This is a genomic window from Bartonella sp. bp_1 (assembly GCF_055808085.1).
In genome coordinates this window covers 993,858-1,018,967 of sequence record NZ_CM147851.1, presented here as the reverse complement: position 1 = coordinate 1,018,967, position 25,110 = coordinate 993,858, and the positions used below count along the sequence as shown (strand labels likewise).

At 45.2% G+C, this 25,110-nt stretch carries 31 protein-coding genes; 13 read left to right on the top strand and 18 right to left on the bottom strand.

Annotation, left to right across the window (positions count from 1 at the left end):
* Positions 1–18 precede the first annotated feature (18 nt).
* The 3 genes from ACYZ97_RS05030 (at position 19) to gatA (ending at position 2,652) form a co-directional block, all read left to right on the top strand.
* Positions 19–723, top strand: a complete 705-nt coding sequence (locus tag ACYZ97_RS05030) for a metal-dependent hydrolase (RefSeq protein WP_473300378.1) — start codon at positions 19–21, stop codon at positions 721–723.
* A gap of 103 nt (positions 724–826) precedes the next feature.
* A complete protein-coding gene (gatC, locus tag ACYZ97_RS05025) occupies positions 827–1,114 on the top strand; it encodes an Asp-tRNA(Asn)/Glu-tRNA(Gln) amidotransferase subunit GatC (protein ID WP_473300377.1) in 288 nt (95 codons plus the stop codon).
* 56 nt (positions 1,115–1,170) lie between these two features.
* Complete coding sequence (gene gatA / locus ACYZ97_RS05020) at positions 1,171–2,652, top strand: Asp-tRNA(Asn)/Glu-tRNA(Gln) amidotransferase subunit GatA (protein WP_473300376.1); 1,482 nt, start codon at positions 1,171–1,173, stop codon at positions 2,650–2,652.
* A gap of 62 nt (positions 2,653–2,714) precedes the next feature.
* On the opposite strand, the gene ACYZ97_RS05015 is transcribed toward gatA, so the two are convergent.
* The 7 genes from ACYZ97_RS05015 to ACYZ97_RS04985 all read right to left on the bottom strand — a co-directional run bounded on the left by ACYZ97_RS05015 (position 2,715) and on the right by ACYZ97_RS04985 (position 8,681).
* Entirely contained in the window at positions 2,715–3,425 is a 711-nt protein-coding gene (locus tag ACYZ97_RS05015; protein WP_473300375.1) for an ABC transporter ATP-binding protein, read from the bottom strand.
* Positions 3,422–4,195 (bottom strand): ABC transporter ATP-binding protein, encoded by a 774-nt coding sequence (locus ACYZ97_RS05010; protein WP_473300374.1) that lies wholly within the window; start codon positions 4,193–4,195, stop codon positions 3,422–3,424. Before ACYZ97_RS05010 ends, ACYZ97_RS05015 begins: the two co-directional genes overlap by 4 nt.
* Positions 4,192–5,250 (bottom strand): branched-chain amino acid ABC transporter permease, encoded by a 1,059-nt coding sequence (locus tag ACYZ97_RS05005; RefSeq protein WP_473300373.1) that lies wholly within the window; start codon positions 5,248–5,250, stop codon positions 4,192–4,194. The genes ACYZ97_RS05010 and ACYZ97_RS05005 overlap by 4 nt, the downstream gene beginning before the upstream one ends.
* Complete coding sequence (locus ACYZ97_RS05000) at positions 5,250–6,326, bottom strand: branched-chain amino acid ABC transporter permease (protein WP_473300372.1); 1,077 nt, start codon at positions 6,324–6,326, stop codon at positions 5,250–5,252. The genes ACYZ97_RS05005 and ACYZ97_RS05000 overlap by 1 nt, the downstream gene beginning before the upstream one ends.
* 182 nt (positions 6,327–6,508) lie before the next feature.
* Positions 6,509–7,642 (bottom strand): ABC transporter substrate-binding protein, encoded by a 1,134-nt coding sequence (locus ACYZ97_RS04995; protein ID WP_473300371.1) that lies wholly within the window; start codon positions 7,640–7,642, stop codon positions 6,509–6,511.
* Positions 7,643–7,782: 140 nt separating this feature from the next.
* A complete protein-coding gene (locus ACYZ97_RS04990) occupies positions 7,783–8,184 on the bottom strand; it encodes a surface-adhesin E family protein (protein WP_473300370.1) in 402 nt (133 codons plus the stop codon).
* A gap of 56 nt (positions 8,185–8,240) precedes the next feature.
* Positions 8,241–8,681: a VOC family protein gene (locus ACYZ97_RS04985; RefSeq protein WP_473300369.1), complete on the bottom strand. Its 441-nt coding sequence runs from the start codon at positions 8,679–8,681 to the stop codon at positions 8,241–8,243.
* 227 nt (positions 8,682–8,908) lie between these two features.
* Between ACYZ97_RS04985 and ACYZ97_RS04980 the strand changes: the two genes are divergently transcribed.
* The 5 genes from ACYZ97_RS04980 (at position 8,909) to ACYZ97_RS04960 (ending at position 11,981) form a co-directional block, all read left to right on the top strand.
* Positions 8,909–9,484, top strand: coding sequence for a cold-shock protein (locus ACYZ97_RS04980; protein WP_473300368.1), 576 nt, complete (start codon positions 8,909–8,911; stop codon positions 9,482–9,484).
* Between the two features lie 82 nt (positions 9,485–9,566).
* Positions 9,567–10,070: a DUF192 domain-containing protein gene (locus ACYZ97_RS04975; protein ID WP_473300367.1), complete on the top strand. Its 504-nt coding sequence runs from the start codon at positions 9,567–9,569 to the stop codon at positions 10,068–10,070.
* Positions 10,067–10,840, top strand: a complete 774-nt coding sequence (locus tag ACYZ97_RS04970) for an alpha/beta fold hydrolase (protein WP_473300366.1) — start codon at positions 10,067–10,069, stop codon at positions 10,838–10,840. Before ACYZ97_RS04975 ends, ACYZ97_RS04970 begins: the two co-directional genes overlap by 4 nt.
* A 31-nt stretch (positions 10,841–10,871) precedes the next feature.
* A complete protein-coding gene (gene cysE, locus ACYZ97_RS04965) occupies positions 10,872–11,705 on the top strand; it encodes a serine O-acetyltransferase (protein ID WP_473300365.1) in 834 nt (277 codons plus the stop codon).
* Positions 11,706–11,774: 69 nt separating this feature from the next.
* Positions 11,775–11,981, top strand: coding sequence for a DUF3126 family protein (locus tag ACYZ97_RS04960; RefSeq protein WP_473300364.1), 207 nt, complete (start codon positions 11,775–11,777; stop codon positions 11,979–11,981).
* 11 nt (positions 11,982–11,992) lie between these two features.
* Here the strand turns inward: ACYZ97_RS04960 and radC are convergent, their stop codons facing one another.
* Genes radC through sfsA form a run of 3 tightly spaced genes read right to left on the bottom strand, consistent with a single transcriptional unit; the run spans position 11,993 to position 14,344 of the window.
* The gene (radC, locus tag ACYZ97_RS04955; RefSeq protein ID WP_473300363.1) at positions 11,993–12,757 is read right to left on the bottom strand and encodes a RadC family protein; all 765 of its coding nucleotides are present in this window, start codon (positions 12,755–12,757) and stop codon (positions 11,993–11,995) included.
* A gap of 12 nt (positions 12,758–12,769) precedes the next feature.
* A complete protein-coding gene (gene map, locus ACYZ97_RS04950; RefSeq protein WP_473300362.1) occupies positions 12,770–13,597 on the bottom strand; it encodes a type I methionyl aminopeptidase in 828 nt (275 codons plus the stop codon).
* 33 nt (positions 13,598–13,630) lie between these two features.
* Positions 13,631–14,344 (bottom strand): DNA/RNA nuclease SfsA, encoded by a 714-nt coding sequence (sfsA, locus tag ACYZ97_RS04945; protein WP_473300361.1) that lies wholly within the window; start codon positions 14,342–14,344, stop codon positions 13,631–13,633.
* A 380-nt stretch (positions 14,345–14,724) separates the two neighbouring features.
* Between sfsA and ACYZ97_RS04940 the strand changes: the two genes are divergently transcribed.
* The 4 genes from ACYZ97_RS04940 to ttcA all read left to right on the top strand — a co-directional run bounded on the left by ACYZ97_RS04940 (position 14,725) and on the right by ttcA (position 18,095).
* Positions 14,725–15,552 carry an RNA methyltransferase gene (locus ACYZ97_RS04940; RefSeq protein WP_473300360.1) on the top strand — a complete coding sequence of 276 codons (828 nt, stop codon included), beginning with the start codon at positions 14,725–14,727 and terminating at the stop codon, positions 15,550–15,552.
* On the top strand, positions 15,545–16,375 hold the full coding sequence (gene murI, locus ACYZ97_RS04935) for a glutamate racemase (RefSeq protein ID WP_473300638.1): 831 nt from the start codon (positions 15,545–15,547) through the stop codon (positions 16,373–16,375). Before ACYZ97_RS04940 ends, murI begins: the two co-directional genes overlap by 8 nt.
* Positions 16,376–16,541: 166 nt before the next feature.
* Complete coding sequence (rpsD, locus tag ACYZ97_RS04930) at positions 16,542–17,159, top strand: 30S ribosomal protein S4 (protein ID WP_473300359.1); 618 nt, start codon at positions 16,542–16,544, stop codon at positions 17,157–17,159.
* Positions 17,160–17,246: 87 nt separating this feature from the next.
* Positions 17,247–18,095, top strand: a complete 849-nt coding sequence (gene ttcA, locus ACYZ97_RS04925; protein WP_473300358.1) for a tRNA 2-thiocytidine(32) synthetase TtcA — start codon at positions 17,247–17,249, stop codon at positions 18,093–18,095.
* Positions 18,096–18,115: 20 nt separating this feature from the next.
* On the opposite strand, the gene ACYZ97_RS04920 is transcribed toward ttcA, so the two are convergent.
* From ACYZ97_RS04920 to purC, 8 genes are all read right to left on the bottom strand, one after another.
* Positions 18,116–19,396, bottom strand: coding sequence for a multidrug effflux MFS transporter (locus ACYZ97_RS04920; RefSeq protein ID WP_473300357.1), 1,281 nt, complete (start codon positions 19,394–19,396; stop codon positions 18,116–18,118).
* Between the two features lie 85 nt (positions 19,397–19,481).
* Entirely contained in the window at positions 19,482–19,814 is a 333-nt protein-coding gene (grxD, locus tag ACYZ97_RS04915) for a Grx4 family monothiol glutaredoxin (protein ID WP_473300356.1), read from the bottom strand.
* Positions 19,815–19,902: 88 nt separating this feature from the next.
* Positions 19,903–20,136 carry a BolA/IbaG family iron-sulfur metabolism protein gene (locus ACYZ97_RS04910; RefSeq protein WP_473300355.1) on the bottom strand — a complete coding sequence of 78 codons (234 nt, stop codon included), beginning with the start codon at positions 20,134–20,136 and terminating at the stop codon, positions 19,903–19,905.
* Positions 20,137–20,197: 61 nt separating this feature from the next.
* On the bottom strand, positions 20,198–22,405 hold the full coding sequence (purL, locus tag ACYZ97_RS04905; RefSeq protein ID WP_473300354.1) for a phosphoribosylformylglycinamidine synthase subunit PurL: 2,208 nt from the start codon (positions 22,403–22,405) through the stop codon (positions 20,198–20,200).
* Between the two features lie 28 nt (positions 22,406–22,433).
* Complete coding sequence (locus ACYZ97_RS04900; protein WP_473300353.1) at positions 22,434–22,826, bottom strand: hypothetical protein; 393 nt, start codon at positions 22,824–22,826, stop codon at positions 22,434–22,436.
* Complete coding sequence (gene purQ / locus ACYZ97_RS04895; RefSeq protein WP_473300352.1) at positions 22,823–23,491, bottom strand: phosphoribosylformylglycinamidine synthase subunit PurQ; 669 nt, start codon at positions 23,489–23,491, stop codon at positions 22,823–22,825. Before purQ ends, ACYZ97_RS04900 begins: the two co-directional genes overlap by 4 nt.
* A 13-nt stretch (positions 23,492–23,504) precedes the next feature.
* Entirely contained in the window at positions 23,505–23,744 is a 240-nt protein-coding gene (gene purS, locus ACYZ97_RS04890; RefSeq protein WP_473300351.1) for a phosphoribosylformylglycinamidine synthase subunit PurS, read from the bottom strand.
* A 14-nt stretch (positions 23,745–23,758) separates the two neighbouring features.
* On the bottom strand, positions 23,759–24,523 hold the full coding sequence (gene purC / locus ACYZ97_RS04885; RefSeq protein WP_473300350.1) for a phosphoribosylaminoimidazolesuccinocarboxamide synthase: 765 nt from the start codon (positions 24,521–24,523) through the stop codon (positions 23,759–23,761).
* Positions 24,524–24,734: 211 nt separating this feature from the next.
* Between purC and ACYZ97_RS04880 the strand changes: the two genes are divergently transcribed.
* Positions 24,735–25,070, top strand: a complete 336-nt coding sequence (locus tag ACYZ97_RS04880) for a DUF1476 domain-containing protein (RefSeq protein WP_473300349.1) — start codon at positions 24,735–24,737, stop codon at positions 25,068–25,070.
* Positions 25,071–25,110 lie beyond the last annotated feature (40 nt).

Sequence of the window (25,110 nt, the reverse complement as noted above, 5' to 3'; positions counted from 1 at the left end):
AAGGAAGGAATACATAAAATGAAGATTACTTGGCTTGGCCATGCGGCCTTTCGTGTCGAAGTGGATGATTCCGTTATATTGATTGATCCTTTTTTGACCGGTAATCAGATTGCCAAAGATCTTGATTTTGCCAAGGCTATTGATGGTGTCACCCATATTGCATTGACCCATGGACATGCTGATCATGTAGGCGATACCGTTAAAATTGCACATGAAAAAAATGCGCTTGTTGTTGCTAATGCTGACCTTGCCAGCTGGCTGGCTGCACAAGGTGTTAAACAGTTAAGTCCCGGTAATACCGGTGGCACCCAGCATCATAAAGGTTTTTCAATTACTTTTACCAATGCATTGCATTCTTCCGCTATGCTTGATGAAAATGGAGTTTCTCAGGCACTTGGTAATCCTAACGGGCTGGTTTTTCATTTTGATAATGCCCCGACACTTTACCATATGGGGGATACCGATATATTTTCGGATATGGCATTGATTGATGAATTGCACCAACCCGATATCGGTATTGTGCCGGTTGGTGACCGTTTTACCATGGGTGGTGCTATGGCAGCATTGGCTTGTCAGCGTTTCATGAATTTCAAGACTGCTATTCCATGTCATTTTGGTACGTTTCCGATGATAGAGCCGAATGCCGATAAATTTGTTGAAGCTATGAAGGGAGCGAAAACAAAAGTTGTAGTACCTAAAATTGGTGAAACTCTGATTTTTTAGATTTTGCCCGTCTAGAAGTCCGGTTGTAGGGTTGCGCTTGGCAAAGCGGGCTTGTATAGCCCTTTAATATCTGAATATTATTGTTGTCGATAAGGAAACTTTAATGTCCGTAGACGAAAAAACCGTAAAGCGTGTGGCGCATCTTGCCCGTGTTGCCATTCATAATGACGAGGTGGCCCGTATGACGGGAGAGCTGAACGACATACTCGGTTTCGTCGAACAGCTGAATGAAGTCGATATTGACGGTGTCGAACCGTTGACTTCGGTTATGCCTATGGCGCTGCGTATGCGTGAAGATGTGGTGAATGATGGCGATAAGGCTGATGATATCGTTGCCAATGCACCGATGAGTGAAGAAAATTTCTTCCTTGTGCCCAAGGTTGTCGAATAATAGCCAAAAAATTTATGCCCGCTGTGTTGGCTGAATAAACATTTGTGAGATTTGATATGAGTGATCTAACGTCCCTGACCATTGCCGAAGCCTTGAATGGGCTTGATAAGAAGGCGTTTACTTCGCAGGAACTGACACTGGCCTATCTCAAGGCCATTGATGATAGCAATAAGACAATTAATGCCTATGTCAGTGTAACAGAAGATCAGGCTATCGCTATGGCGAAAGCCAGTGATAAGCGACGGGAAAGTGGTCAAGTCGGTATCTTGGAAGGTATTCCGCTTGGGGTTAAAGATCTCTTTGCTACGCAAGATGTTCATACACAGGCCTGCTCGCATATTCTTGATGGTTTCAAACCAAAGTATGAATCGACAGTGACAGCCAATCTGTGGGCCGATGGTGCCGTGATGTTGGGCAAGCTTAACATGGATGAGTTTGCTATGGGGTCATCAAACGAGACATCCTATTATGGTGCGGTCAAAAATCCGTGGCGCTCGACAAAAGATCAGATTGATCGGGTTCCGGGCGGTTCATCCGGTGGCTCGGCGGCTGCCGTTGCTGCCCGTCTTTGTGCCGGTGCGACGGCAACGGATACTGGTGGTTCGATTCGTCAGCCGGCAGCCTTTACAGGTACAGTCGGAATCAAGCCGACCTATGGACGTTGCTCACGGTGGGGTACGATTGCTTATGCTTCGTCTCTGGATCAGGCTGGTCCTATTAGCCGTGATGTACGCGATTGTGCAATCATGCTGCAATCTATGGCTTCTTTTGATGTGAAGGATTCTACATCTATCGATATGCCAATTCCTGATTATCAGGCCGCGATAGGCCAGTCGGTTAAAGGCATGAAAATTGGTATTCCTAAGGAATATCGTCTTGACGGTATGTCAGATGAGATTGTTGCTCTTTGGCAAAAAGGCATTCAGATGTTGAAAGACGCGGGGGCAGAAATCGTTGATATCTCGCTACCTCATACAAAATATGCCTTGCCTGCCTATTATATTGTGGCGCCAGCAGAGGCTTCTTCCAATCTTGCTCGTTATGATGGCGTGCGCTTCGGTTTGCGTGTGCCGGGCAAAGATATTATTGAAATGTATGAAAATACACGCTCGGCAGGTTTTGGCGACGAAGTCAAACGTCGTATTATGATTGGTACTTATGTGCTTTCAGCCGGTTATTATGATGCTTATTATTTGCGTGCACAAAAAGTTCGGACCCTGATTAAACAGGACTTCGATTTAGCTTTTGCCAATGGGGTTGATACAATCCTAACCCCGTCAACACCGACAGCGGCTTTCGGTATTGGCGATGAAAAGCTTAAAAATGATCCGGTTGCCATGTATCTCAATGATATTTTCACCGTTACGGTCAATATGGCTGGCTTACCCGGCATATCTATTCCGGCAGGTCTTTCAGCAGATGGTTTGCCGCTAGGTCTTCAATTGATTGGTAGACCTTTTGATGAAGAGGTTCTGTTTAAGACTGCTTATATTATCGAGCAGGCAGCAGGTAAGTTTACTCCCCATAAATGGTGGTAAAAAAGCGGGCTTTGCCCGCTTTTTTACCTCTATCAGATAGCTACTGGTTTCCAAATGGTGTGTCAGCCGCCAAGATAGGCTTCCTTGACCCGTGAATTTTGCAGCATTTCTTTGCCTTCGCCCTCTAGAGTGATCTTTCCGACTTCAAGAGTATAGGCATAATTGGCAACAGATAACGCTGCGGCTGCATTTTGTTCAATTAAAAGAACGGTTTTCCCTATTTCATTAATCTTACGGATGATGGAGAAAATTTCCTTAACCAGAATAGGGGCCAGTCCTAAGGAGGGTTCGTCCAGCATAACGACGTCAGGATTGCTCATCAGTGCACGACCAACAGCGAGCATCTGTTGTTCTCCGCCCGACATGGTGCCGCCAAGCTGTTTGGAACGTTCACGTAGACGTGGAAAAAGATCGAAGACCCACTCGATGTCGCGCGCAATGCCGGCTTTGTCATTGCGGATATAGGCACCGAGATGCAGATTTTCTAAGACGGTAAAATGGGGCATGATTTTACGGCCTTCAGGGCTTAGTGCAATGCCCAGACGCAATATCTCGTCAGGTGATTTGCCTGAAATCTGTTGACCGCGATAGGTGATTTTACCCGAAATATTGTTGTTAAGGCCAGCGATCGAGCGCACTGTACTGCTTTTGCCTGCGCCATTGGCTCCGATCAGTGTTACAATGCTGCCTTCCTCAATCTTCATACTAAGGCCTTGCACTGCTTCAATTGCACCGTAGTGCACGTGAAGGTTATCAATCTCAAGCAAGCTCATGGGTATTCTCCACCAAGATAGGCTTCTATCACTTTAGGATTATCGCGTATGGATTGTGGATCGCCATCAGCAATATATCGACCATATTCAAGTACGTAGATATGTTCGCAAAGGCCCATAACGACACGCATATCGTGTTCAATCAGCAAGATTGTAAGGTCGAAATCATCACGGATTTTTGCAATAAAGTGGCGAAGTTCCTCACTTTCCTGCGGGTTCATGCCGGCAGCGGGCTCATCAAGCAGTAAAAGTTTGGGTTGTGTGGCCAGTGCGCGGGCAATTTCCAGCCGACGTTGCGCTCCATAGGGAAGGGATGATGCAGGATGATCAGCAAGATGGGCAAGATTAACTCGTTCAAGCAGGGCCATGGCTTTATCACGGATATGGCGTTCTTCTTTCAGTGCGCTAGGTAGCAGTAGAGCGGCTGAAAACCAGAAACTTTTTTGGCGGATAAAATTACCAACCATTACATTTTGTAGAACATTTAATCCGGTAAAAAGACGGATGTTCTGGAATGTACGGGCAATATGGCGCTTACAGACCTTATGGGGCGGTAGACCTGAGATGGCTTGTCCATCTAAGGTGATTGTTCCGCTTGTTGGTGTATAAAAACCGGAAATCATGTTGAATACAGTTGTTTTTCCTGCACCATTGGGGCCGATCAGGCCGGTAATACTGCCGCGTTTGATGTTGGCATCAAAGCCGTCAACTGCTGTGAGGCCACCAAATTGCATAGTGACTTTATCCAGTTTCAGGAGAGCATCATTCATGATAAGGTCTCCTTCTGGCTGGTTTTAGAGCGGAAGAAAAAACGATAAATACCGTTCCACGAGAATTCACGTTGACCAAGCAGGCCGCTACGACGAAAAAGGATAATAGCCATCAATAATGCAGAGAATATCACCATACGAAGTCCCGGTATGGCGGGGATCTGAACAAAGCCGAGGTCAAGTGGATTTTCAACAATACGCAGCCATTCCAACATAACGGTTATAATAATACTGCCGATAATACTGCCGGTAACCGAACCCAAACCACCGGCTACCACGATCATCAATATATTGAATGTTAGCAGGAAGTTGAACATTTTTGGATCAATAGTCGAGATCAGGGCTGCCATTAATGCGCCGCCTACACCGGCAAAGAAGGCACCTATTGTAAAGGAAAGGCAGCGATAAAAAAAAGTATTGATGCCCATGGTGCGTGAAGCAATTTCATCATCACGGATGGCGCAAAGTGCATTACCAGTATTGGAGCGCAATAAAAGCACGACAAAAAGAATGGTAAAAGCAAGCCACCCGTAATTCCACCATAGTGTGGCAGATTGGGGGATACCTTTAATACCGAGCGAACCATTGGTAATAGGCGTTGCATTGGTGATTACCACGCGAATAATTTCTGCAAATCCAAGCGTTGCGATGCCAAGATAATCCCCACCCAGACGTAATACGGGAATGGCGATAATAAGGCCAAGAATTGCGGCGCATATACCACCGATAATTACGGCAAAAAAGAATGGTACTTGCAGGTTTTGTAGCGGTGCATAGATAGGCTCCAATATCCACATCATCTGCTTTTGTTCGGGAGGGAGTAACAAAATGGCACAAACATAGGCACCGATTGCCATAAATCCCGCGTGTCCTAATGAGAACATACCGGTAAAACCGTAGATCAGATTAAGCGATATGGCCAAAATGGCATTGATCGCAATCAGGTTCATGATCCGTACTGTATAGGTATCAAAATTCGCTTCGGCATAAAATAGGAAGGCAACTATAAAAAGAATACCGAAAATCGAGAGAATGTTCTGCAAAGATTTTGACATTAGATTTTCTCCTCGGACTTCTTACCCATGAGACCGGTCGGCATGATAAGAAGGATAATGATGAGAAAAATAAATGCAAAGGCATCGCGATAACCGGAAAGAGATGGGAAGAAAGCGATGATCATAATTTCGATAAAGCCTAACAGCATACCGCCGAGCATAGCGCCTTGGATGGAACCAATACCACCAATAACCGCTGCGATAAAGGCTTTAAGGCCTGGAATAACGCCCATAAGTGGCTGCACTTGCGGATAGCGCAATGCCCACATAATGCCTGCAATAGCTGCAAGACCGGATCCTACACAAAAAGTAAAAGCGATAATTTTGTCAACCGAAACCCCCATCAAACGGGTTGTCTCTATATCGCGTGAAATAGCGCGCATCGCAAGGCCGGGTTTGGTTTTGTTAATGATGAATAATAGCACAATAACAAGAATGAATGAGATAACTGGCACAATAAGTGCCATGGGTACGATACGTATAATACCCTCAGCACCATCGCCAAATTGCCATTTAATTGGCGTAACAAGAAGATCAGGCTGTTTAACGCTTTTGGGCACACCGGTGAAAAGAACCGTCGCCAGATTTTCAATGAAAAAAGACATGCCGATCGCACTGATAAGGGCAGAAATACGTGGTGCATTGCGCAAGGGTTTATAAGCAATACGATCAACAGTGATACCGGCTGCACTTGTGACAAAGACGGCAAAGCAGACAGCTAATATCCAAATAGGAGTAAAGTCCTGTGGCGCAATAAAGCCATAATAAATAAAGGCAGCGATAAAGATGGCAAAAACGGCTAACCAATAGCTTTTAGGCATTTTGCGATAGCCGACAAAGACTGAATAATAGACGATGAGGGCACATAAGACCAAAAGGACGGCCGCCCATGCGGGCATATAACTGATGGTTGAGAAGAAAACAAAATAGGCCCCCAGCATAAAGATGTCGCCGTGGGCAAAATTTATCAGCCGCAAGATGCCGTAAACCATTGTATAGCCAATGGCGATTAGGCCATAGAGTGACCCTAATGCCAGTGCATTAAAAAAATGCTGGATGAACATTTCTGTGCTCATCGCTTACCCTTTCTCTGATCTGCCATGCCAATTGAAGAAATGTCACAGATCGTTCTTATGATATCTATAGGATATCCTTCTTTATCGCTCTGAATTCATCGAGTCTACTGATAAAGAGGTAATCTTCCATATAAAAATCGGCCGGATTTGCATGTCCGGCCGAGACGTATGGATAAGGTTTATTAGAGGGCTGGTTTGACTTCGCCCATATAGATGCGCTTGCCATCCTTGATTTCAATTACACCAATCGGAATTTCTGGATTGTGATTTTTGTCCATAGTCATTGGACCGAATGGTGTCTGAAAATCTTTTAATTTTGCAAGTTCTTCGGTAACCTTTTCGCGGTCATCGCTACCTGCAGCTTGGATAGCTTGCATGAACATCATATAGGACGTATAGCCGAGAACCGCATTTACGTTTGGTTCTTTATTCGGGAATGCTGCACGCCATTCTGTGGTGAAATCCTTTGCCGCTTGCGGCATGTTGGGCATATTTTCATCATATGGGAAAGTTGTATGCAGGAAGCCTTCGGCAGCCTGTCCGCCAATGGTCACGGTTTCAGGGTTATCCATGGCGTCACCACCCATAATGCGGAATGTTGCCCCCAATTCACGGGCCTGTTTCATAATAATCGCGCCTTCTGCAAAGTAGGCAGGAATAAATAGAACATCCGGTTTTTCGGAGATGATTTGGGTTAGAGCGGCAGAAAAGTCCTGATCGCCTGAATTATAGTTCAGATTGGCAACAATTTCGCCCCCTTGTTTTTTGAACGAGGAGTCAAAGTAGTTGGCAAGGCCAATTGCATAGTCGTTTGAAACGTCTTTAAGAATAGCTGCTTTTTTTGCGCCAAGATTTTGAATGGCATAGGTAGCAGCACCGGCGCCCTGATAAGGGTCGATGAAACAGGCACGGAAATAGTACTTTTTACCCTGTGTTACCAATGGGTTGGTTGCAGATGTTGCAATAGCCGGTGTTTTGGCCTGTTCGGAAACTTCGCCGCCGGCAAGAGCCAATGATGAACCATAGGTACCAATAATACCGCTGACCTTGTCGCTTGCAGTCAGACGCATAACGGCATTTGCTGCTTCTACCTTGTCGGATTTGTTATCAACGATAACCAGTTCGACTTTGCGGCCCAGAACTTCAGACATTTTTTTATTTGCAAGCTGGACACCTTCAAGCTCCAGCTGACCGCCAAAAGCATTCTGGCCTGTCAATGGCAGATAGACACCAATCTTGATCGGGTCGGCTGCATAGGCGCTGACTGTCATTGCAGTTGCTGCAACGGCAACAGCAAGGTTTTTTTTGAATATCATGGTTTTCATCCCCCGTATTTAATAATCGATATCTAAAATATTAACGAGAAGTTTCATTGCATACAAGTGTGCCTTGCAAATAACCAACATGAATATGCACATTTCTACAGGCTAAGAGTGAATATAAAGGCGGCTGTTCGCTATGATTGGATACAGACACGCATTAAAAGCAGATTCATTGGACTGGGTATCTTGATCGGTTTTTCCGGTTTTGTACTTATATCGGTTAGAAAGATATCGCCTTTGCTGTCCGGTTTACTGTAATAGGTATATTTTAGAATGCGTGATGTCTTTTTGCTGCAATCAAGGCGGATAATCATTTCAATTGTACCTAAATATTCGCCAGTGATAACCTGTTGTTGGGCATGATAATTCATGCGTGCCAGAATAAGGCGGATTGTTGCATCCGATGTGACCAGAGAATCATCATAATCAACAGAATAGCTTGTCTGATCATCGACCTTTACCCATTTGGCGTTAGCGCTATTGACGCCGCTTATGAGGAGACAAAGAACGATGGGGACAGAAAGAATATTTCGCATTCTGTTGTGCCTTTTTTATACGCAAGTAAGTATTACCATTTATACGCAAGTAAGTATTACCAGTTGCCGGTATTCTGCATGGAAGCCCATGGTTCTTGAACAGGCAATGGTTTTCCCTTTTGTAGTAGCTCAATTGAAATGCCATCGTTTGAACGGATAAAGGCCATATTACCGTCACGTGGCGGCCGATTGATCGTTATGCCCTGATCCATCAGGTTTTGGCAATAATCATAAATGTTGTCGACTTCATAAGCGAGGTGGCCGAAATTACGACCGCCTGTATAGGCTTCTGTGTCCCAATTATATGTCAATTCCAATGTTGGGGCACTGCGCGAGGTTCCATCGGTCGGATCATCTTTTGCTGCAAGAAAAACAAGCGTGTAACGTCCGGCTTCGTTTTCTGTGCGGGCGACTTCTTTCAAACCCAGCTTGTTGACATAAAAGTCAAGTGCTTCATCAAGATTTTGCACGCGTACCATAGTGTGCAGATAACGCATTGTGTGCTCCTTCGCCTCAAGATTGAAAGATAATATTTTGCTGATTTAGTGCGTTTGACAGTCTCATTCAAGCATAGATGCTTATTTGAATGCCGAAGATATGCGCAATATTGAATTAAGTAACTATTGGGGAAATCTTTTTTCTCCTCTTGCACCGTTATATTACGCAATGTCTACTCGTGAAAAGAGAATCATTTTGCCCTTTGTTAGTAGGAATAAAAAGCACTATGGCCAGTAAAGATCAGTCATTGAACCACTTAGCGGTACAAGATAGCCCTGACGATAGTGCTGAGATTATTGAAATCAGCGGTGCAATCAAATGGTTTGATGTCAGCAAAGGCTATGGCTTTATCGTTCCCGATATCGCAACGCTGCCTGATATTCTGTTGCATGTTACCGTGCTTCGCCGGGATGGTTTCCAGACGGCACTTGAAGGTGCTCGTATTGTTTGTGCCGTGCGAGAAGGTGAGCGTGGGCTGCAATGTATCCGCGTTGTCTCAATTGATCTTTCAACCGCAATTCATCCTGCAGAACTGCCTGCACGTACACATGTTGTTGTTGTGCCTGAAAGTGGTCTTGAACGGGCGATTGTCAAATGGTTCAACCGTACCAAAGGATTTGGCTTTTTAAGTCGCGGAGAGGGGACAGAAGATATTTTTGTCCATATGGAAACTCTGCGCCGTTATGGTCTTGCAGAATTGCGTCCTGGCCAAGTTGTTTTGGTTCGATATGGCAAAGGCGATAAAGGGTTGATGGCTGCTGAAATCCATCCTGATATTGCGGTGCCTTTTTCGACGCATTGACGTCTATGCTACATATATGACAATTTGTGAATTGCGCTTTTCTTCATGAAATGCGCAATTCTTTTTTTTAGGGGTTAAGGCAATGATACGGCATTTAAAATTCATATTGCGTATTTTACCTCTATCTTTATCGCTATTGTTGCTATGTCAAGAATTGCATGCCGAACGGCCAATGTTATTGCCTGTTGATTCCAAGCCGCTCGTGATTTCAGCGGGCAAAAAGGTGATGAATTATGATGTCGAAATTGCAAGCAATGATGAGCAATTGGAACGCGGCTTGATGTATCGGACGGATTTTCCTGCTGATCGCGTTATGCTTTTCAATTTTGCAACAGAAGAGATGGTGATGATGTGGATGGCTAATACACCGATTCCGCTTGATATGCTTTTTACGGATCGATGTGGTAAGATTGTCGGCATTTTTAAAAATAGTCAGCCTTATTCTCATGACATTATAAAGTCGCCAGCACCGGCAAAATTTGTTGTCGAATTGAATGCAGGTGAAGTTGCCAAGCACAATATATCCGTTGGTGATTCCATTTCTCACCCTGTTGTTGATCATGCATGTATGGTGTCGTTAAAATGACTGCTGAAGATGTTCAATATTTTACGCATGACGGCTTCAAGCTTGCCTATCGTGAAGATGGACAGGGGGAACCCATATTGCTTATTCACGGATTTGCTTCATCCTCGCGGGTTAACTGGTATGGTACCAGCTGGTTTACGACGCTGACCGAGGCAGGCTATCGCGTTATTGCGATTGATAATCGCGGGCATGGATTTTCGCAGACGAGCCACGATAAAAGCGACTATACACCGACGAAAATGGCTGGTGATGCTGCGGCCTTGCTTGATTATCTTAATATCGAAAAAGCTCATATTATGGGGTATTCAATGGGGGCGCGGATTAGTGCATTCATGGCTATCCACTATGCACATAAGGTACATAGCCTTGTCTTTGGCGGCTTGGGAATTGGCATGGTGACAGGTGCTGGCAATTGGGAGCCGGTAGCTGAGGCCTTGTTGGCTGATGATATCACGACTATCACGAATCCGCGGGGATTGATGTTTCGCAAATTTGCCGATCATACAGGCAGCGATCGACTGGCGCTTGCTGCTTGTGTCATAACGTCGAAAGAAGAATTGGATGCCCGACAGATGCATTCAATCTCTCAGCCCACACTTGTTGCAGTTGGTAGTAAGGACGAAATCGGCGGGGAACCCCAGGCTCTTGCAGCTTTGATGCCCGATGCGCAGGCATTGATTATTCCAGATCGGGACCATATGTTGGCTGTTGGCGATCGTGTCTATAAAAAGGGTGTTGTCGATTTTCTTTCACGCCATCCTATGACATGAGGGGGCTATTATATGTTGGCTTATTTAGGAAATGATGCATATGTCATGCTGTGAAAACACCACAACAAAGGTAGCAGATCCCCTGTATGTATGGCATCAATTGCAACAGGAAGCGCAGCAAGCATCTATTGCTGATGCGGCTGTAGCTCCTTTTATGACGCGCTTTGTGCTGAACCATCGGCGGTTGGAAGAAATGGTTGCTTATCGGTTGGCTGACCGGTTGTCACAATCAACCATCGAATTTGAAGAGCTCAAAGCTTTGTTTTTTTCATTGATTGATCAAATTGGCGGACTGGCTGAAGCAATTGCAACTGATATACAGGCTGTTGTGGATCGTGATCCTGCGACAAACCGCTTTATGGAGCCGGGACTTTATCTGAAAGGTTTTCAGGCAATCCAGACCCATCGTTTTGCACATCAGCTATGGCTGCAGGGACGTAAGGATTCCGCTTATTATCTACAGAGCCAGTCATCGTCTATTTTTCAAACGGATATACATCCTGCTGCTCGTATCGGGGTTGGTGTGTTTCTTGACCATGCGACCGGTCTTGTTGTTGGAGAAACGGCGGTGGTCGAGGATAATGTCTCTATGCTGCAGGATGTGACACTTGGTGGCACCGGTAAAGACTGTGAAGATCGCCATCCCAAGATACGACAAGGCGTATTGATTGGTGCAGGGGCTAAGGTTCTTGGTAATATTGAAGTTGGTGAATGTGCTAAAATTGCGGCTTGTTCGGTTGTGTTGAAACCTGTTCCTTCCCATGCAACTGTTGCCGGTGTACCAGCTCGTATTGTCGGCAAGAGTGGTCATGATGAACCGGCCCTTGTTATGGATCAGGTCATGGGGATTGGCGAAGGGATATGAGTTTCTTCCCTTTACATAATAGGTAAGCTGACCTATTTCATTTTTAATCAATGCTTTCAGGAGAGAGTTGTGAATCCGGACGAAATTAAAAAACTTGATGCCTATTTCAAGAAGACCTTCCAAAACGCTGGCTTGCAGGTTAAGTCGCGCCCCCGCAAGGATGATTCATGCGAACTTTATCTGGGGGATGAGTTTCTTGGTATTATCTATCGCGATGAGGATGAGGGAGAATTATCCTATAATTTTTCGATGGCAATTCTTGATATCGACCTTTGATATTTTATCTTTTAGAATAATTTGAGGGTTTTAAAGCTTGAGAAGCTGTCACGGCCAATGATGATATGGTCATGGATTGTAATATTCATTAAATCACAGGCTTCTATAAGTTTTTTTGTCATGGCAATATCTTCGTGCGAAGGTGTTGTGTCACCCGATGGGTGGTTGTGCAGCAAGATAAGTGCTGAGGATGATAACTCTAATGCACGGCGGACAACCTCGCGCACATAGACCGGTGTATGGTCTACGGTTCCCTTTTGTTGTATTTCATCGGCAATAAGGCCGTTTTTTTTGTCCAGAAATAGAATGCGGAATTGTTCACGCGTTTCATATGCCATTGTTGTTTTGCAATAGGCGATGACCTTATCCCATGAAGAAAAGATATTTCGTTTTTCAACCTGAGAAAGCTGAACGCGCTGGAATAGGTGGGATATTAGCTTTAATTCGGTTATAACGGCATCGCCACAGCCGTTGACTTCTTTTAAGCGTTCTGGTGAGGCAGCTAGAACTTCGGTCAATGAACCAAAGGTTTTCAGCAAGGCTTTTGCTAAAGGTTTTGTATCGCTACGCGCGATTGGACGAAATAGAAAAAGTTCCAACAATTCATAGTCAGCAAGGGATTGTGGACTTTCCTTGAAACGCTGGCGCAAACGTTCTCTGTGGCCGGTGTAATGCGGTTTGATGCTGTCATGCTTAGACTTTGATGGTGAAAAAGAAGTATCTGAATAATGTATGCCAATTTCGGCAAAACGTTCTGTTCTTTCTTTTTTCACCATATTGTCTGCCTATCAGGAAGCCGGCGGCAGATAGAAGATGCCTTGGGGTGATTGTGTGAATATTTCACAACCATCCTTGGTGACACCTATCGTATGCTCATATTGCGCGGTCAATGAACGGTCGCGAGTGACAGCAGTCCAGCCATCGGAAAGGACTTTAACGCCGGGCTTGCCGAGATTGATCATCGGTTCGATTGTGAAAATCATGCCTTCCTTGATTTCGGGGCCTTCGTGGGGTTTGCCATAATGGAGAATATTAGGTGTGTCATGGAAAAGCTGACCAATGCCATGGCCGCAAAAGTCCCGTACAACCGAGCAGCGTTCACTTTCTGCATAATTTTGGATAGCGGCACCGATTGCACCGGTACGAGCTCCCGGTTTGACTGCTTTGATACCACGCATCAGGCTTTCATGGGTGACTTCCATTAGTCGTTCAGCGGCACGTTTGACCGGCCCTACGGCATACATGCGGCTGGAATCACCATGCCATCCGTTTAAAATAAAAGTTACATCGACATTGACGATATCACCTTCACGAAGTGGTTTTTGGTCGGGGATTCCATGGCAGACAACATGGTTGATCGATGTGCAGCAAGAATGTGTATAGCCACGATAATTGAGATCTGCAGGCAGGGCACCGCGATCGGCACCATAAGCAAAGACAAAGTCGTCAATCGCTTGGGTCGTAACGCCGGGTTTTACAATTGCGGTGAGTGCATCAAGACATTCGGCTGCGATACGGCAGACTTCACGCATAGCGGCAAAGGCTTCTTCGTCAAAAATACGAATTTGGCCTGTATATTTGATTGGTGTCTCTTTGTAATTGATGTAACTAACCATAACTGTCTTTCAGATTAAATACTATCCAGACTTTTAGAGTTTTGAATGGATGATGTCGACTCGTTTTGTCGGTATAATTGAAGAAGGGGTAATATGGCATTTGATTGCATATGCCTCAACACCACTTGCGATAGCGTGAACAAATTTTTGTCCGTAGACAGGGTCAAGGTCGTCGCAAATTTTAAACTGGTTGCAGTCTTCACGCTGAATGATAAAGACCATGGCGGCACGATAGCCACTCTGTCTCATTGCAACAAGATCATCAAGATGACGGGCACCGCGATCCGTGACCGTGTCAGGAAATTCAGCTAGCCCTTTTTGACGGATAAAATGTACATTTTTAACTTCGAGATACAAATCAGATTGATTGGGATGGTGTTGCAATAAAAAATCAATCCGTGAATGTTGCGCATATTTTTGTTCCGGCTTTATTACTTGATATCCCTCAATCTCGGGGATCAGACTTGTTTCAAGTGCCTCTCGTGCAATTTTGTTTGGCAGTCCGGTGTTGATTCCGACAATTGTATTGTCTGCCTCAACCAATTCCAACCGATAGGGGTATTTACGTTTGAGATCGGATGAATGTGAAAGCCAAACATTGGCGCCGGGCATATCGAGACCTAGCATAGAACCGGTATTGGGGACAGAAACGGTGATTGTGTCGCCGTTATGAAGCTCAATATCAGCGAGAAAACGCTTATATCGGTGGATAAGTTTGCCTTGGGTGAGTGGAGAAGCAAATCGCATATCGAAAATTAATATGAACAGAGGCTTATGTAAACGGTATTTGTCCGGCTAACCTTGAGGTTGTTCGTATTAAAATAGGGTATGAATAATATCCAGCGCATTCATATTGGCGCATAGCACCATCAGCGATGCTGTAATGCCGGCTGCAATCAATGTTAGTGTGGTTCTGGTTTCAGTATCCATCGCGTTACCCTCGCATTGGTTTCAATCATGATTTTATATTTGTAGGAAAAAACTGGCCGGATTGAGAATAAAACATGGCAAAAGAGAGATCATTTCGGGGTTGTTTTGAGGCGCATATACTGTGGGGGAGGGAGTAAAAACAGGTTTCATGATGTGTTTTTTTGGTCTAAATGCTGTGCAGCAAAGGTTGAGAGAATATGGCTGGTACAGATAAAAACCGTCCCAATATTGAATCGGGGCCCGTCATTATATTGGTAGAACCGCAATTACCGGAAAATATCGGTATGGTAGCGCGCGCTATGGCTAATTTCGGCCTTAGTGAATTGCGGTTGGTCAATCCGCGGGAAGAATTTCCAAGTGATAAGGCACGTGCTGCTGCCAGCAAAGCCGATCATGTGATTGATGGTGCCAAAGTTTATGAAACATTACCGGAAGCGATTAAGGATCTTGTCTATGTTTTTGCGACAACGGCGCGGGAACGGGATGGGTTCAAACCGGTGCGCAGTGCGGTTGAGGCTGCCCATGTTCTTCGAAAGCGGGAAACTTCAGGACAACGCTGTGGTATTTTATTCGGCCGTGAACGTTGGGGATTGAAAAACGAGGAAATCAGTCTGGCTGATGAGCTTGTGACATTTCCGGTTAATCCGGCTTTTGCATCGCTGAATATTGCACAGGCTGTGTTGTTGATGTCCTATGAATGGATGAAGTCCAGTTTGGCTAAAGAAACGGATACGGCTTTTCGTGGTGTTGATATGGAGCCGGCATCTAAAGAGCAGCTTTTCGGATTTTTTGTACAACTTGAAGAAGCACTTGATGTGCGTGGCTATTTTCGTCCCGCTGAACGTAAAGACATTATGGTGTCCAACTTGCGTGCTGTATTGACGCGTGCCAATTTTGGCGAGGCAGAAGTCAAAGTGTTGCGTGGTGTTATCACTTCCCTTGATCATTTCTCACCGAAGAAGCCGCGAGGAGCTGGTGCGCCTTTGATGCGGGCACGAAAACCAAAAGAAGCACATGATGAGTGACCGGCCCATTTTATTTTTTGATAGTGGAATAGGTGGTTTGACCGTATTGCGTGAAGCACGGGTTAAAATGCCGGATCGTCAAATTGTCTATGTTGCGGACGATGCAGGCTTTCCTTATGGCAAATGGCCTGAAGAATCTTTGAAACAGCGTATTATAACGCTTTTTGGGCAGTTGATTGAGCGTTATAAGCCTGTTCTATGCGTTATTGCATGTAATACCGCTTCAACATTGGTGATGGGGGATTTGCGCCAGCACTTTCCTGATACTCTTTTTGTCGGTACTGTTCCGGCAATAAAACCAGCAGCAGAACAGACGCGTAGTGGTTTGATTTCTGTGTTGGCAACGCCGGGCACGGTCAAACGTGCTTATACACATGATCTTGTCTCTTTATATGCAAGCCAGTGTCATGTCCGTCTTGTCGGATCTCAACGCTTGGCAGGCTTCGCTGAGGATTATCTGCGTGGGATCACGCTGGATCGTGAAGCGGTTTTAAAGGAAATCTTGCCCTGCTTTGTCGAGCAGGATGGTTTACACACGGATATTGTTGTGCTTGCCTGCACCCATTATCCATTTCTAATCAATCTATTTCGCAAATTGGCACCGTGGCCTGTTGATTGGCTGGATCCGGCAGAAGCTATTGCCAAGCGTGCTCTTTCGCTTTTGTCCCAGCCGATAGAGACACAAGGCGAGCATTTGAAAGATGATGTCGCCTATTTTACATCCGGGCATGTTGATTTTTCGACACGACGCCTTCTGCAAGGGTTCGGACTTCATATCGATAAAATTAATCTAGAGCTTGACATTACGGCATGCTCGCCCTAATGACAGGGCAAGCTTTATAAAAAGCCTATAAACCGACGTGTCCCGTGGATAAATACTATGCGTAAAAGCTATTTATCCTGTCAGTCTTCAAAAACAGAAGGCAGAGGAGGGTGCGTTTCCTTGAAGTCTGCATAGCGGGCTTTGTTTTTGTTGATGAGGAAATGCGATGAGTAAACGCGAATCCGCCAAGTATAAACTTGATCGCCGTATGGGCGAAAATATCTGGGGACGTCCGAAGTCTCCTGTTAACCGCCGTGAATATGGTCCGGGCCAGCATGGCCAGCGTCGTAAAGGCAAACTTTCCGATTTTGGTATTCAGTTGCGCGCCAAGCAGAAGCTCAAGGGCTTTTACGGTGACGTTTCTGAAAAACAGTTTCGCAAGACATATGATGAAGCAGCTCGCCGTCGTGGTGATACTGGTGAAAACCTGATTGGTTTGCTTGAATCACGTTTGGATGCAATTGTTTATCGCGCCAAATTTGTGCCGACTATTTTTGCTGCACGCCAGTTCATTAATCATGGTCATATCAATGTTAATGGTCGTCGTACCAATATTCAGTCCTATCGCTGCAAGCCGGGTGATGTCATTGAAGTACGTGAAAAATCAAAACAGCTTACGCTTGTTTTGGAAGCCGTTCAGCTTGCTGAACGTGATGTTCCTGAATATATCGATGTTGATCATAATAAAATGAAGGCAACGTATACACGTATTCCTGCTTTCTCTGATGTGCCTTATGCCGTCCAGATGGAACCTAATTTGGTTGTCGAATTCTATTCACGTTAATTTTGATAATTGTATGAATGAAAAGGGGGCTTCGGCCCCCTTTATTTATTGTGTTTTTATCAATCAACCGATGATGGCGGATGAAGAATGAGTGAAGCTGTTATTGATATTGAGGCAGGCGATGACGGTTGTCATCCGATGTTTCGCGAGATACCCGCAAATGTAGAGTTTAATAAGCTGCGTAAGCGGCTGTTGCGTCATATGCGTCAGGCTATTGATGATTTTTTCATGATCCGTCCGGGTGACAAATGGCTTGTTGCTCTATCCGGCGGCAAGGATTCTTATGGCCTTCTGGCTTTGCTGCTTGATCTGAAATGGCGCGGTTTGTTGCCTGTTGAATTGATTGCCTGTAATTTGGATCAAGGACAACCGGGGTTTCCTAAGCATATTTTACCCGATTATCTGGATAAGATTGGTGTTCGACATCGGATTGAATACCAAGATACCTATTCTGTCGTAACGGATAAGCTGAGCGAAGCGCAGACCTATTGTTCTTTATGTTCACGGTTGCGTCGTGGTCATCTTTACCGTGTTGCACGGGAAGAAGGTTGTCAGGCTTTAATTCTTGGGCATCATCGTGATGATGCCTTAGAAACATTCTTTATGAATTTTTTTCATGGTGGCCGCTTGGCATCTATGCCGGGAAAATTGATTAATGATGAAGGCGATGTTGCTGTTATGCGTCCGCTGATCTATGCGGCTGAAGAAGATCTTGAAAAATTTGCACAAATTATGAAATTTCCCATTATTCCTTGTAATTTATGCGGTAGTCAGGACGGCTTACAGCGTAATGCGATGAAGGCCATGCTGAATGATATAGAAAAACGCATGCCTGGACGTAAAGACACGATGATCCGTGCTTTGGGTAATATCAGGCCAAGCCATATGCTTGATACGTCTTTATTTGATTTTAAGGCGCTTTTCCCACAGTCATAAAGTGGAACTGCGGAAATAATCTATTCCTTTGTTTCAGAAACTATTTTTGTTGATACGGTTTCATAATGAGGTTTGAAAAGACGACCCTTTTCGGCAATTAATACAAATATCAGCGCTAGAAGTCCCAAAGCTGAAAATCCAATGGCAATTGGTGTTGTTGTGTGATGGAACTGCTGGCTGATTAGAAAACCAAGTCCTGCACCGATTGTTGTTTGCATGAAACCAAAAACTGCAGATGCCGTTCCGGCAATTTTTCCAAGAGATTCCATAGCAAGAGCATTGAAATTGGCCCCCATGCCGCCAAAAGAAAACATGATGACAATAAAAAGTATCATAAAGATAGGAAAGGGGATGGGAGTGTCAGAGTTGGATTGCCATAACAACCAGACAAAAGAAGCACCAATATAGAAGAATAAAAGGGTATGGGATATTTTGCGCATACCAATTTTTCCGACAAGTCGTGAGTTGAGAAAAGAGGATAGAGCTTGAAATGTGGCAACTATTGCAAAGGCTGCAGGAAACCATTTGTCGAGTTTATAGATTCCGTCATAAATTTGTTCGGCTGTATTAAGAGAGGCAAATAGACCACCCAAAATAACTGAAAATGCCAATGTATAGCACAGCGATACACGGTTGGTGATAATTGTGTAGAGACTGGACCCGATGGATGCAAAGGTTAAAGGGCGCTTTTCATGTAGCGTTTCTGGCAGCCGCCATAATACCCATAATAAGATCAGAAAACCGGCCAGTGCCATAAAGAAAAAGATCAGGTGCCATGGGCCGAACATCAAGATGAGCTGACCGGTCGCAGGTGCAATGACCGGAATAATCATAAAAACCATCATGATGATTGACATGACTTCAGCCATTTGGCGACCACCATAAAGATCACGTACGATAGAAACTGTTAGAACGCGTGTTGCTGCGGCCGCAATACCTTGTATAGCCCGCAATAATAACAGCATGGCAAAACTGGGCGCAAAAGTGCAGGCTATCGAGGTTAAAGAATAGAAAATTAAACCCAAAATGATAGGGATTCGACGACCGAAACGGTCACTTATAGGACCAAAAAAGAGCTGGGACACCCCAAAACCTAGCAAATAGGCTGAAATAATATAATGTTGGGTGTTCTCTCCCATTACACCAAGGCTTTGAGTCATGTCGGCCATGGCTGGCAACATGATGTCAATTGCAAAGGCATTGGTTGCCATGAGGGCAGCCATAAGAATGACAAACTCTGTCTTGCCGATTTTTGCTTTTAATGCGGAAATATGGTTTTCTTCTTCGATGTTTTGCGGCATGTGATCTTTTGCAAATAGGGGAGAGAAAAAAAGATAAAGGTGCCGGAAAATCCGACACCTTGGCTATTGGATACTAGATAGGCGTTTATGCCGATTTGGTTTCAATACCTTTTTCGGTCATGAGCTTTTTAAGTTCGCCGTCTTGAAACATTTCGCGAACAATGTCACAGCCACCAACAAATTCGCCCTTCACATAGAGCTGGGGGATTGTTGGCCAATTGGCATAATCTTTAATGCCTTGGCGTAACTCATCCGAGGTTAATACATTGATTCCCTTATAATCGATGCCAAGATAATCAAGTATCTGCACAACCTGACCCGAGAACCCACATTGAGGAAATCCCGGCGTTCCTTTCATAAAAAGTACAACATCGTTGGACTTGACTTCATTGTCGATAAAATCATGAATGCCTGACATGTCTGTTTTCCTTGATTGAACTGCCGCATTTGAAGGGCTTTATATTAGATAAGCATGCAAGATTGATAACCGCAAGGGCGTAATCGAATTATTCCGGTATACTGGTTTGCAAAGCAAGCGCGTGAAGAACGCCACCCATATTGCCCTGCAAGGATTCATAAACCATCTGATGCTGCTGGACACGGCTTTTACCGCGAAAGCTTTCCGCAACGACCTCGGCAGCATAATGTTCACCGTCTCCAGCAAGATCTCTAATGGTCACGGTAGCATCCGGAATACCTTCACGAATGAGCTTTTCAATCGTATGAGCATCCATTGCCATTATAGGTCTCCTCATTGGTTATTAAAATTATCATAAACTTTTATTTGAATCGACATTCGTATTATTCTTTGCCCATAAATTGCGGCAACCAATTTTCATAGGCATTGGATAATGTCTCAACAGACAGTTTTATTGTCTGGGAAATAACAAGATGATCTCCTGATACTTCACCAATATTGTAAGCTTCGATGCCTAACGCACCTGTTTCTTCCAGTATCTGCTTGGCATCCTCAGCTGTTACCGAGATAAGGTATCGTGCCTGATCTTCCCCGAAAAGCTCGGCGTGCGGCTGGAGGCCGGGAATTGTTGCGACAACTCCTTTTCGAGCCTTTAAGGCCATTTCAGCCAGAGCAAGCGCCAATCCTCCATCGGAGAGGTCATGGCAGGCACTAACCTTACCAGATTTAATCAATTGGCGGATGAAGTCACCATGTTGTTTTTCCTGTAACAGATTTACCGGCGGAGGCGCACCATCGGCTTGTCCGAGAATGTCACGTTGATAGATGGATTGACCAAGATGTGTACCATAGGGGCCAATGAGGATAAGACGGTCGCCATTTTGCATACCGCCAATTGTTGCTATCTTCGACCAGTCTTCAATCAGACCAACACCAGCCATAGTAGGGGTTGGCAGGATGGCTTCGCCATTGGTTTCATTGTAAAGAGAAACATTGCCGGAGACGATTGGGAAATTCAGTGCCTTGCATGCTTCCCCAATGCCTTTGATGGCAAAAACCAGCTGGCCCATGATCTCAGGTTTTTCAGGATTTCCGAAATTGAGATTATCGGTCGATGCTAATGGTAGGGCGCCTGAAGCTGTAATATTACGCCAGCATTCTGCAACAGCCTGTTTGCCGCCTTCAAAAGGATCGGCTTCGCAGTAGCGCGGGGTGACATCGGATGAGAAGGCAAGGGCGCGTTGTTCGTCGCCTTCAATACGGATGACGCCTGAATCGCTTCCCGGGCATACAAGGGAGTTGCCCTGAATAAGGGTGTCATATTGTTCATAGACCCAGCGTCGGGATGATTGGTCGGCAGAGCCTACAAGACGCAGCAAGGCGTCATTTAGATTATGGACCTGCTCAATGTCTTTGGCAGATAAGGTTGTTTTTTTTGTTGGCTCTATCCATGGGCGATCGTATTCGGGGGCCTCGTCGCCCAATTCTTTGATCGGCAGATTGGCTACCTCAACGCCTTGATGGATGACACGGAAGCGCAGATCATCGGTTGTTTTGCCGACGATTGCAAAATCAAGTCCCCATTTATGAAAAATAGCCTCTGCCTGTTTTTCCAGTTCCGGCCGTAGGACCATCAACATGCGTTCCTGACTTTCAGAAAGCATCATTTCATAAGCGGTCATGTTTTCTTCGCGTACTGGTACTTTATCAAGATCCAGTTCAATGCCAAGATCGCCTTTTGCTCCCATTTCAACAGCGGAACAAGTAAGACCGGCTGCCCCCATATCCTGAATGGCAATAACGGCCCCTGATGCCATTAGTTCAAGGCAGGCTTCGAGTAGACATTTCTCGGTAAAAGGATCACCAACTTGTACTGTCGGTCTTTTTTCTTCAATCGTGTCATCAAATTCCGCTGATGCCATGGTTGCACCGCCGACACCATCGCGTCCGGTTTTGGCGCCGAGATAGACAACAGGTAGACCAACACCTTCGGCTTTTGAATAGAATATACTATCAGTACGTGCAATGCCGGCAGCAAAAGCGTTGACAAGAATATTGCCATTATAGCGTTTATCAAAGTTAACCTCGCCGCCTACTGTCGGTACGCCAAAGGCATTGCCATAACCGCCAATGCCGGAAACAACACCAGAGACCAGATGGCGGGTACGTGGATGATCGGGATCACCGAACCGTAATGCATTCATAGCGGCAACAGGGCGAGCCCCCATGGTGAAGACATCACGTAAAATACCGCCAACACCTGTGGCAGCGCCTTGATAGGGCTCGATATAGGAGGGATGGTTATGGCTTTCCATTTTAAAAGCAACGCAATTGCCATTGCCAATATCGACAATGCCGGCATTTTCACCCGGGCCCTGAATAACGCACTTGCCTTGGGTCGGTAAGGTGCGCAACCATTTTTTGGACGATTTATACGAGCAATGCTCGTTCCACATAGCTGAGAAAATACCCAATTCTGTAAAAGTTGGCTCACGGCCGATTAAGTCGAGAATATGTTGATACTCATCAGGCTTGAGTCCATGAGCTGCAATCAGTTCATTGGTTATGGCAAAATCGTTGCGCACGCTCATCAGCAAAGGACTCCATATTTTTTGTATTTCAGCATTGATCGTCGCCTTTGGTCCAACGGTCTACTGAATCGGCAATTTTATTACCGACTGGTTCAGCCATCATTGGTCCATATACAGTGACGCGGGAAGGGCTACCTTCTGCCTCGATTACCAGAGCCGGGCGGCCGCCGGGATTGTGGGCCGGAACAACCAGCATGCGCGGGCGTCCACTGAAGGATTGAAGCTCCGGTGCAAGTCTGTAGCCTTTGAATTCTTTTTGCCCTGTCTTAAACCAACAGCGATTGGCATTGGCGGTGACGGTTTCCATAGTTTTGAGAGCTGCTACATCTGTACCTAGCTCAATGCTGCCGGGGCCGGGGCCAGCACAGGCTGAAAGCAATCCCATCAGGCTCAAGCCGGTAATTATATTATATTTGTTCATGCGGCAATTCCTAATACACTTTCAAACAAGGCGCGGCCGTCAGTGCCGCCATGGGCGGCTTCAATCAGATTTTCAGGATGGGGCATCATACCCAGTACATTGCCTTTATCGTTGACGATGCCGGCAATATTGTTGATTGAGCCATTAGGGTTCGTATCCTGAGTATAACGAAAAAGAACCTGCCCGTTACCTTCCAGACGTTCAAGCATTTCGGATTGGGCAAAATAATTGCCGTCATGATGGGCAACGGGACAGCGTATGATATCGCCTTTTTTATAGTTGCGTGTAAACACTGATTGGTTGTTGATAACTTCAAGTTTGACTTCGCGACAGACGAATTTGAGCGATGTATTGCGCATCAAGGCTCCGGGGAGTAACCCAGCTTCAAGTAATATCTGAAAACCGTTGCACACACCAATGATTTTTATGCCTTTTTCTGCTTTTTCTTTTATGGCGCGCATGACCGGCATACGTGCTGCAATAGCGCCACAACGCAGATAGTCGCCATATGAAAACCCACCCGGAATGACAATGAGATCGACATTTGGAATTGTTGTTTCGGTTTGCCAGATTTTTACCGGCTCGATGCCACTGATTTTGTGGAGTGCAGCGATCATATCGCGGTCGCGATTGAGGCCCGGGAGTTGAATAACCGCGGTTTTCATGGCGCAAATCCTGTTAAATGAATTCGATCTGGTAGTCTTCAATGACGGTGTTGGCCAAGAGCTTTTCACACATGGCTTCAAGTTTTTCGTGCGCTTTTGTTTTGTCTGTTTCGTCAAGCGTGATGTCGAAAACCTTGCCTTGGCGTACAGATTGGATACCTTTGAAGGCAAGGCTGTCGAGTGCTCCGACAATAGCCTTGCCCTGAGGGTCAAGAACCCCGTTTTTGAGTGTCACGATTATACGTGCTTTCATAGGCTGTGTTCCTGTTATTTAACCAATACCGGCCCTGTAGGACGCGGTGTGTCATTTTCATTCATAATACCCAGACGGCGGGCTACTTCCTGATAGGCTTCAACAAGTCCGCCTAAATCACGGCGGAAACGGTCTTTGTCCATCTTTTCCTGCGTGTTTACATCCCATAAACGACAAGAATCAGGTGATATTTCGTCAGCAAGAACAATGCGCATCAAATCACCTTCCCATAGACGGCCGAATTCCATTTTGAAGTCGATCAACTGGATACCAACGCCGATAAAAAGACCGCTGAGAAAGTCATTGATTCGAATAGCCATCTGCATAATATCATCTAGTTCAGCGGGGCTTGCCCAGCCAAAAGCTGTAATATGTTCTTCGGTGACCATTGGATCGTCAAGTTCGTCTTTTTTATAATAAAACTCGACAATTGTCTGTGGTAGAACAGTGCCTTCTTCTAAACCGAGCCGTTTGGCAAGAGAGCCTGCGGCAACATTACGAACAACCACTTCCAGAGGAATGATTTCAACAGCTTTGATCAGCTGTTCGCGCATGTTGATACGCCGGATGAAGTGGGTAGGAAGTCCCAAACGTTCGAGCTTTGTGAATATATATTCCGAGATACGGTTGTTCAGCACGCCTTTGCCGTCAATGACTTCATGTTTTTTTGCATTGAATGCAGTAGCATCATCTTTGAAAAATTGAATGTAAGTGCCAGGCTCGGGTCCTTCATATAGGATTTTGGCCTTGCCTTCATAAATGCGGTGCCGTCGGTTCATGTTTTTTTCTCTGTTGGAATATTGGTGTAAATAATAGCCTACTTCCTTATGTTCCTATCTCATACAATCAAAATTCACAACGGCGAGTTAGTGTGTTCAAAGAATTTTCTGGATTTTAAAACAATTAATTTTCATCTATCTCTTGCTTGCGGCAATAAATGCTGCAATAAAATAAATTAACCACTAAAACTTCTTTGAGCAGGAGATCTTGATGGAAGGGATGAAAGAGCGCAAAGGTGCTTTTGAAAACAAATATGCGTTGGATGAAGAACTGCGTTTTAAAGCAGGCGCGCTGCGCAATCGTCTTTTAGGTATGTGGGTTGCCGAGAAGCTTGGTAAAACAGGTGATGATGCTATTGCCTATGCCAAGGCGATTATTATGACTGCGCTCAAGCACGGTTATGAAGAAGACGTTTTGACTAAGATTGAAGAAGACATGGCGGATGCCAATGTTGAATTTGATGGCGATGAGATTCGTGAGTTAATGACAAGCTTCATGAGTGAAGCAGTGGAACGGCTGCAAGGCGATGTAAAAAAGACCGGATGATAATAAAATCAATAACCGCGCTAAGCGGATTTTTTATGAT

Excerpts from the sequence above, each read along its gene's own strand:
- sfsA (WP_473300361.1), bottom strand. The coding sequence starts at position 14,344 with ATGCGATTTGCTTCTCCACTCACCCAAGGCAAACTTATCCACCGATAT.
- ACYZ97_RS04995 (WP_473300371.1), bottom strand. The coding sequence starts at position 7,642 with ATGATATTCAAAAAAAACCTTGCTGTTGCCGTTGCAGCAACTGCAATG.
- grxD (WP_473300356.1), bottom strand. The coding sequence starts at position 19,814 with ATGTCAGGCATTCATGATTTTATCGACAATGAAGTCAAGTCCAACGAT.
- purL (WP_473300354.1), bottom strand. The coding sequence starts at position 22,405 with ATGAGCGTGCGCAACGATTTTGCCATAACCAATGAACTGATTGCAGCT.
- ACYZ97_RS05030 (WP_473300378.1), top strand. The coding sequence starts at position 19 with ATGAAGATTACTTGGCTTGGCCATGCGGCCTTTCGTGTCGAAGTGGAT.
- ACYZ97_RS05005 (WP_473300373.1), bottom strand. The coding sequence starts at position 5,250 with ATGTCAAAATCTTTGCAGAACATTCTCTCGATTTTCGGTATTCTTTTT.
- ACYZ97_RS04880 (WP_473300349.1), top strand. The coding sequence starts at position 24,735 with ATGGAAGGGATGAAAGAGCGCAAAGGTGCTTTTGAAAACAAATATGCG.
- ACYZ97_RS04985 (WP_473300369.1), bottom strand. The coding sequence starts at position 8,681 with ATGCGTTATCTGCACACTATGGTACGCGTGCAAAATCTTGATGAAGCA.
- ACYZ97_RS05000 (WP_473300372.1), bottom strand. The coding sequence starts at position 6,326 with ATGAGCACAGAAATGTTCATCCAGCATTTTTTTAATGCACTGGCATTA.
- ACYZ97_RS04910 (WP_473300355.1), bottom strand. The coding sequence starts at position 20,136 with ATGGCAATGGATGCTCATACGATTGAAAAGCTCATTCGTGAAGGTATT.
- ACYZ97_RS04970 (WP_473300366.1), top strand. The coding sequence starts at position 10,067 with ATGACTGCTGAAGATGTTCAATATTTTACGCATGACGGCTTCAAGCTT.
- ACYZ97_RS04920 (WP_473300357.1), bottom strand. The coding sequence starts at position 19,396 with ATGCCGCAAAACATCGAAGAAGAAAACCATATTTCCGCATTAAAAGCA.
- ACYZ97_RS04990 (WP_473300370.1), bottom strand. The coding sequence starts at position 8,184 with ATGCGAAATATTCTTTCTGTCCCCATCGTTCTTTGTCTCCTCATAAGC.
- gatC (WP_473300377.1), top strand. The coding sequence starts at position 827 with ATGTCCGTAGACGAAAAAACCGTAAAGCGTGTGGCGCATCTTGCCCGT.
- purQ (WP_473300352.1), bottom strand. The coding sequence starts at position 23,491 with ATGAAAACCGCGGTTATTCAACTCCCGGGCCTCAATCGCGACCGCGAT.
- rpsD (WP_473300359.1), top strand. The coding sequence starts at position 16,542 with ATGAGTAAACGCGAATCCGCCAAGTATAAACTTGATCGCCGTATGGGC.
- murI (WP_473300638.1), top strand. The coding sequence starts at position 15,545 with ATGAGTGACCGGCCCATTTTATTTTTTGATAGTGGAATAGGTGGTTTG.
- cysE (WP_473300365.1), top strand. The coding sequence starts at position 10,872 with ATGATGCATATGTCATGCTGTGAAAACACCACAACAAAGGTAGCAGAT.
- ttcA (WP_473300358.1), top strand. The coding sequence starts at position 17,247 with ATGAGTGAAGCTGTTATTGATATTGAGGCAGGCGATGACGGTTGTCAT.
- ACYZ97_RS05010 (WP_473300374.1), bottom strand. The coding sequence starts at position 4,195 with ATGAATGATGCTCTCCTGAAACTGGATAAAGTCACTATGCAATTTGGT.
- ACYZ97_RS05015 (WP_473300375.1), bottom strand. The coding sequence starts at position 3,425 with ATGAGCTTGCTTGAGATTGATAACCTTCACGTGCACTACGGTGCAATT.
- purS (WP_473300351.1), bottom strand. The coding sequence starts at position 23,744 with ATGAAAGCACGTATAATCGTGACACTCAAAAACGGGGTTCTTGACCCT.
- purC (WP_473300350.1), bottom strand. The coding sequence starts at position 24,523 with ATGAACCGACGGCACCGCATTTATGAAGGCAAGGCCAAAATCCTATAT.
- ACYZ97_RS04975 (WP_473300367.1), top strand. The coding sequence starts at position 9,567 with ATGATACGGCATTTAAAATTCATATTGCGTATTTTACCTCTATCTTTA.
- ACYZ97_RS04980 (WP_473300368.1), top strand. The coding sequence starts at position 8,909 with ATGGCCAGTAAAGATCAGTCATTGAACCACTTAGCGGTACAAGATAGC.
- gatA (WP_473300376.1), top strand. The coding sequence starts at position 1,171 with ATGAGTGATCTAACGTCCCTGACCATTGCCGAAGCCTTGAATGGGCTT.
- ACYZ97_RS04940 (WP_473300360.1), top strand. The coding sequence starts at position 14,725 with ATGGCTGGTACAGATAAAAACCGTCCCAATATTGAATCGGGGCCCGTC.
- radC (WP_473300363.1), bottom strand. The coding sequence starts at position 12,757 with ATGGTGAAAAAAGAAAGAACAGAACGTTTTGCCGAAATTGGCATACAT.
- ACYZ97_RS04900 (WP_473300353.1), bottom strand. The coding sequence starts at position 22,826 with ATGAACAAATATAATATAATTACCGGCTTGAGCCTGATGGGATTGCTT.
- map (WP_473300362.1), bottom strand. The coding sequence starts at position 13,597 with ATGGTTAGTTACATCAATTACAAAGAGACACCAATCAAATATACAGGC.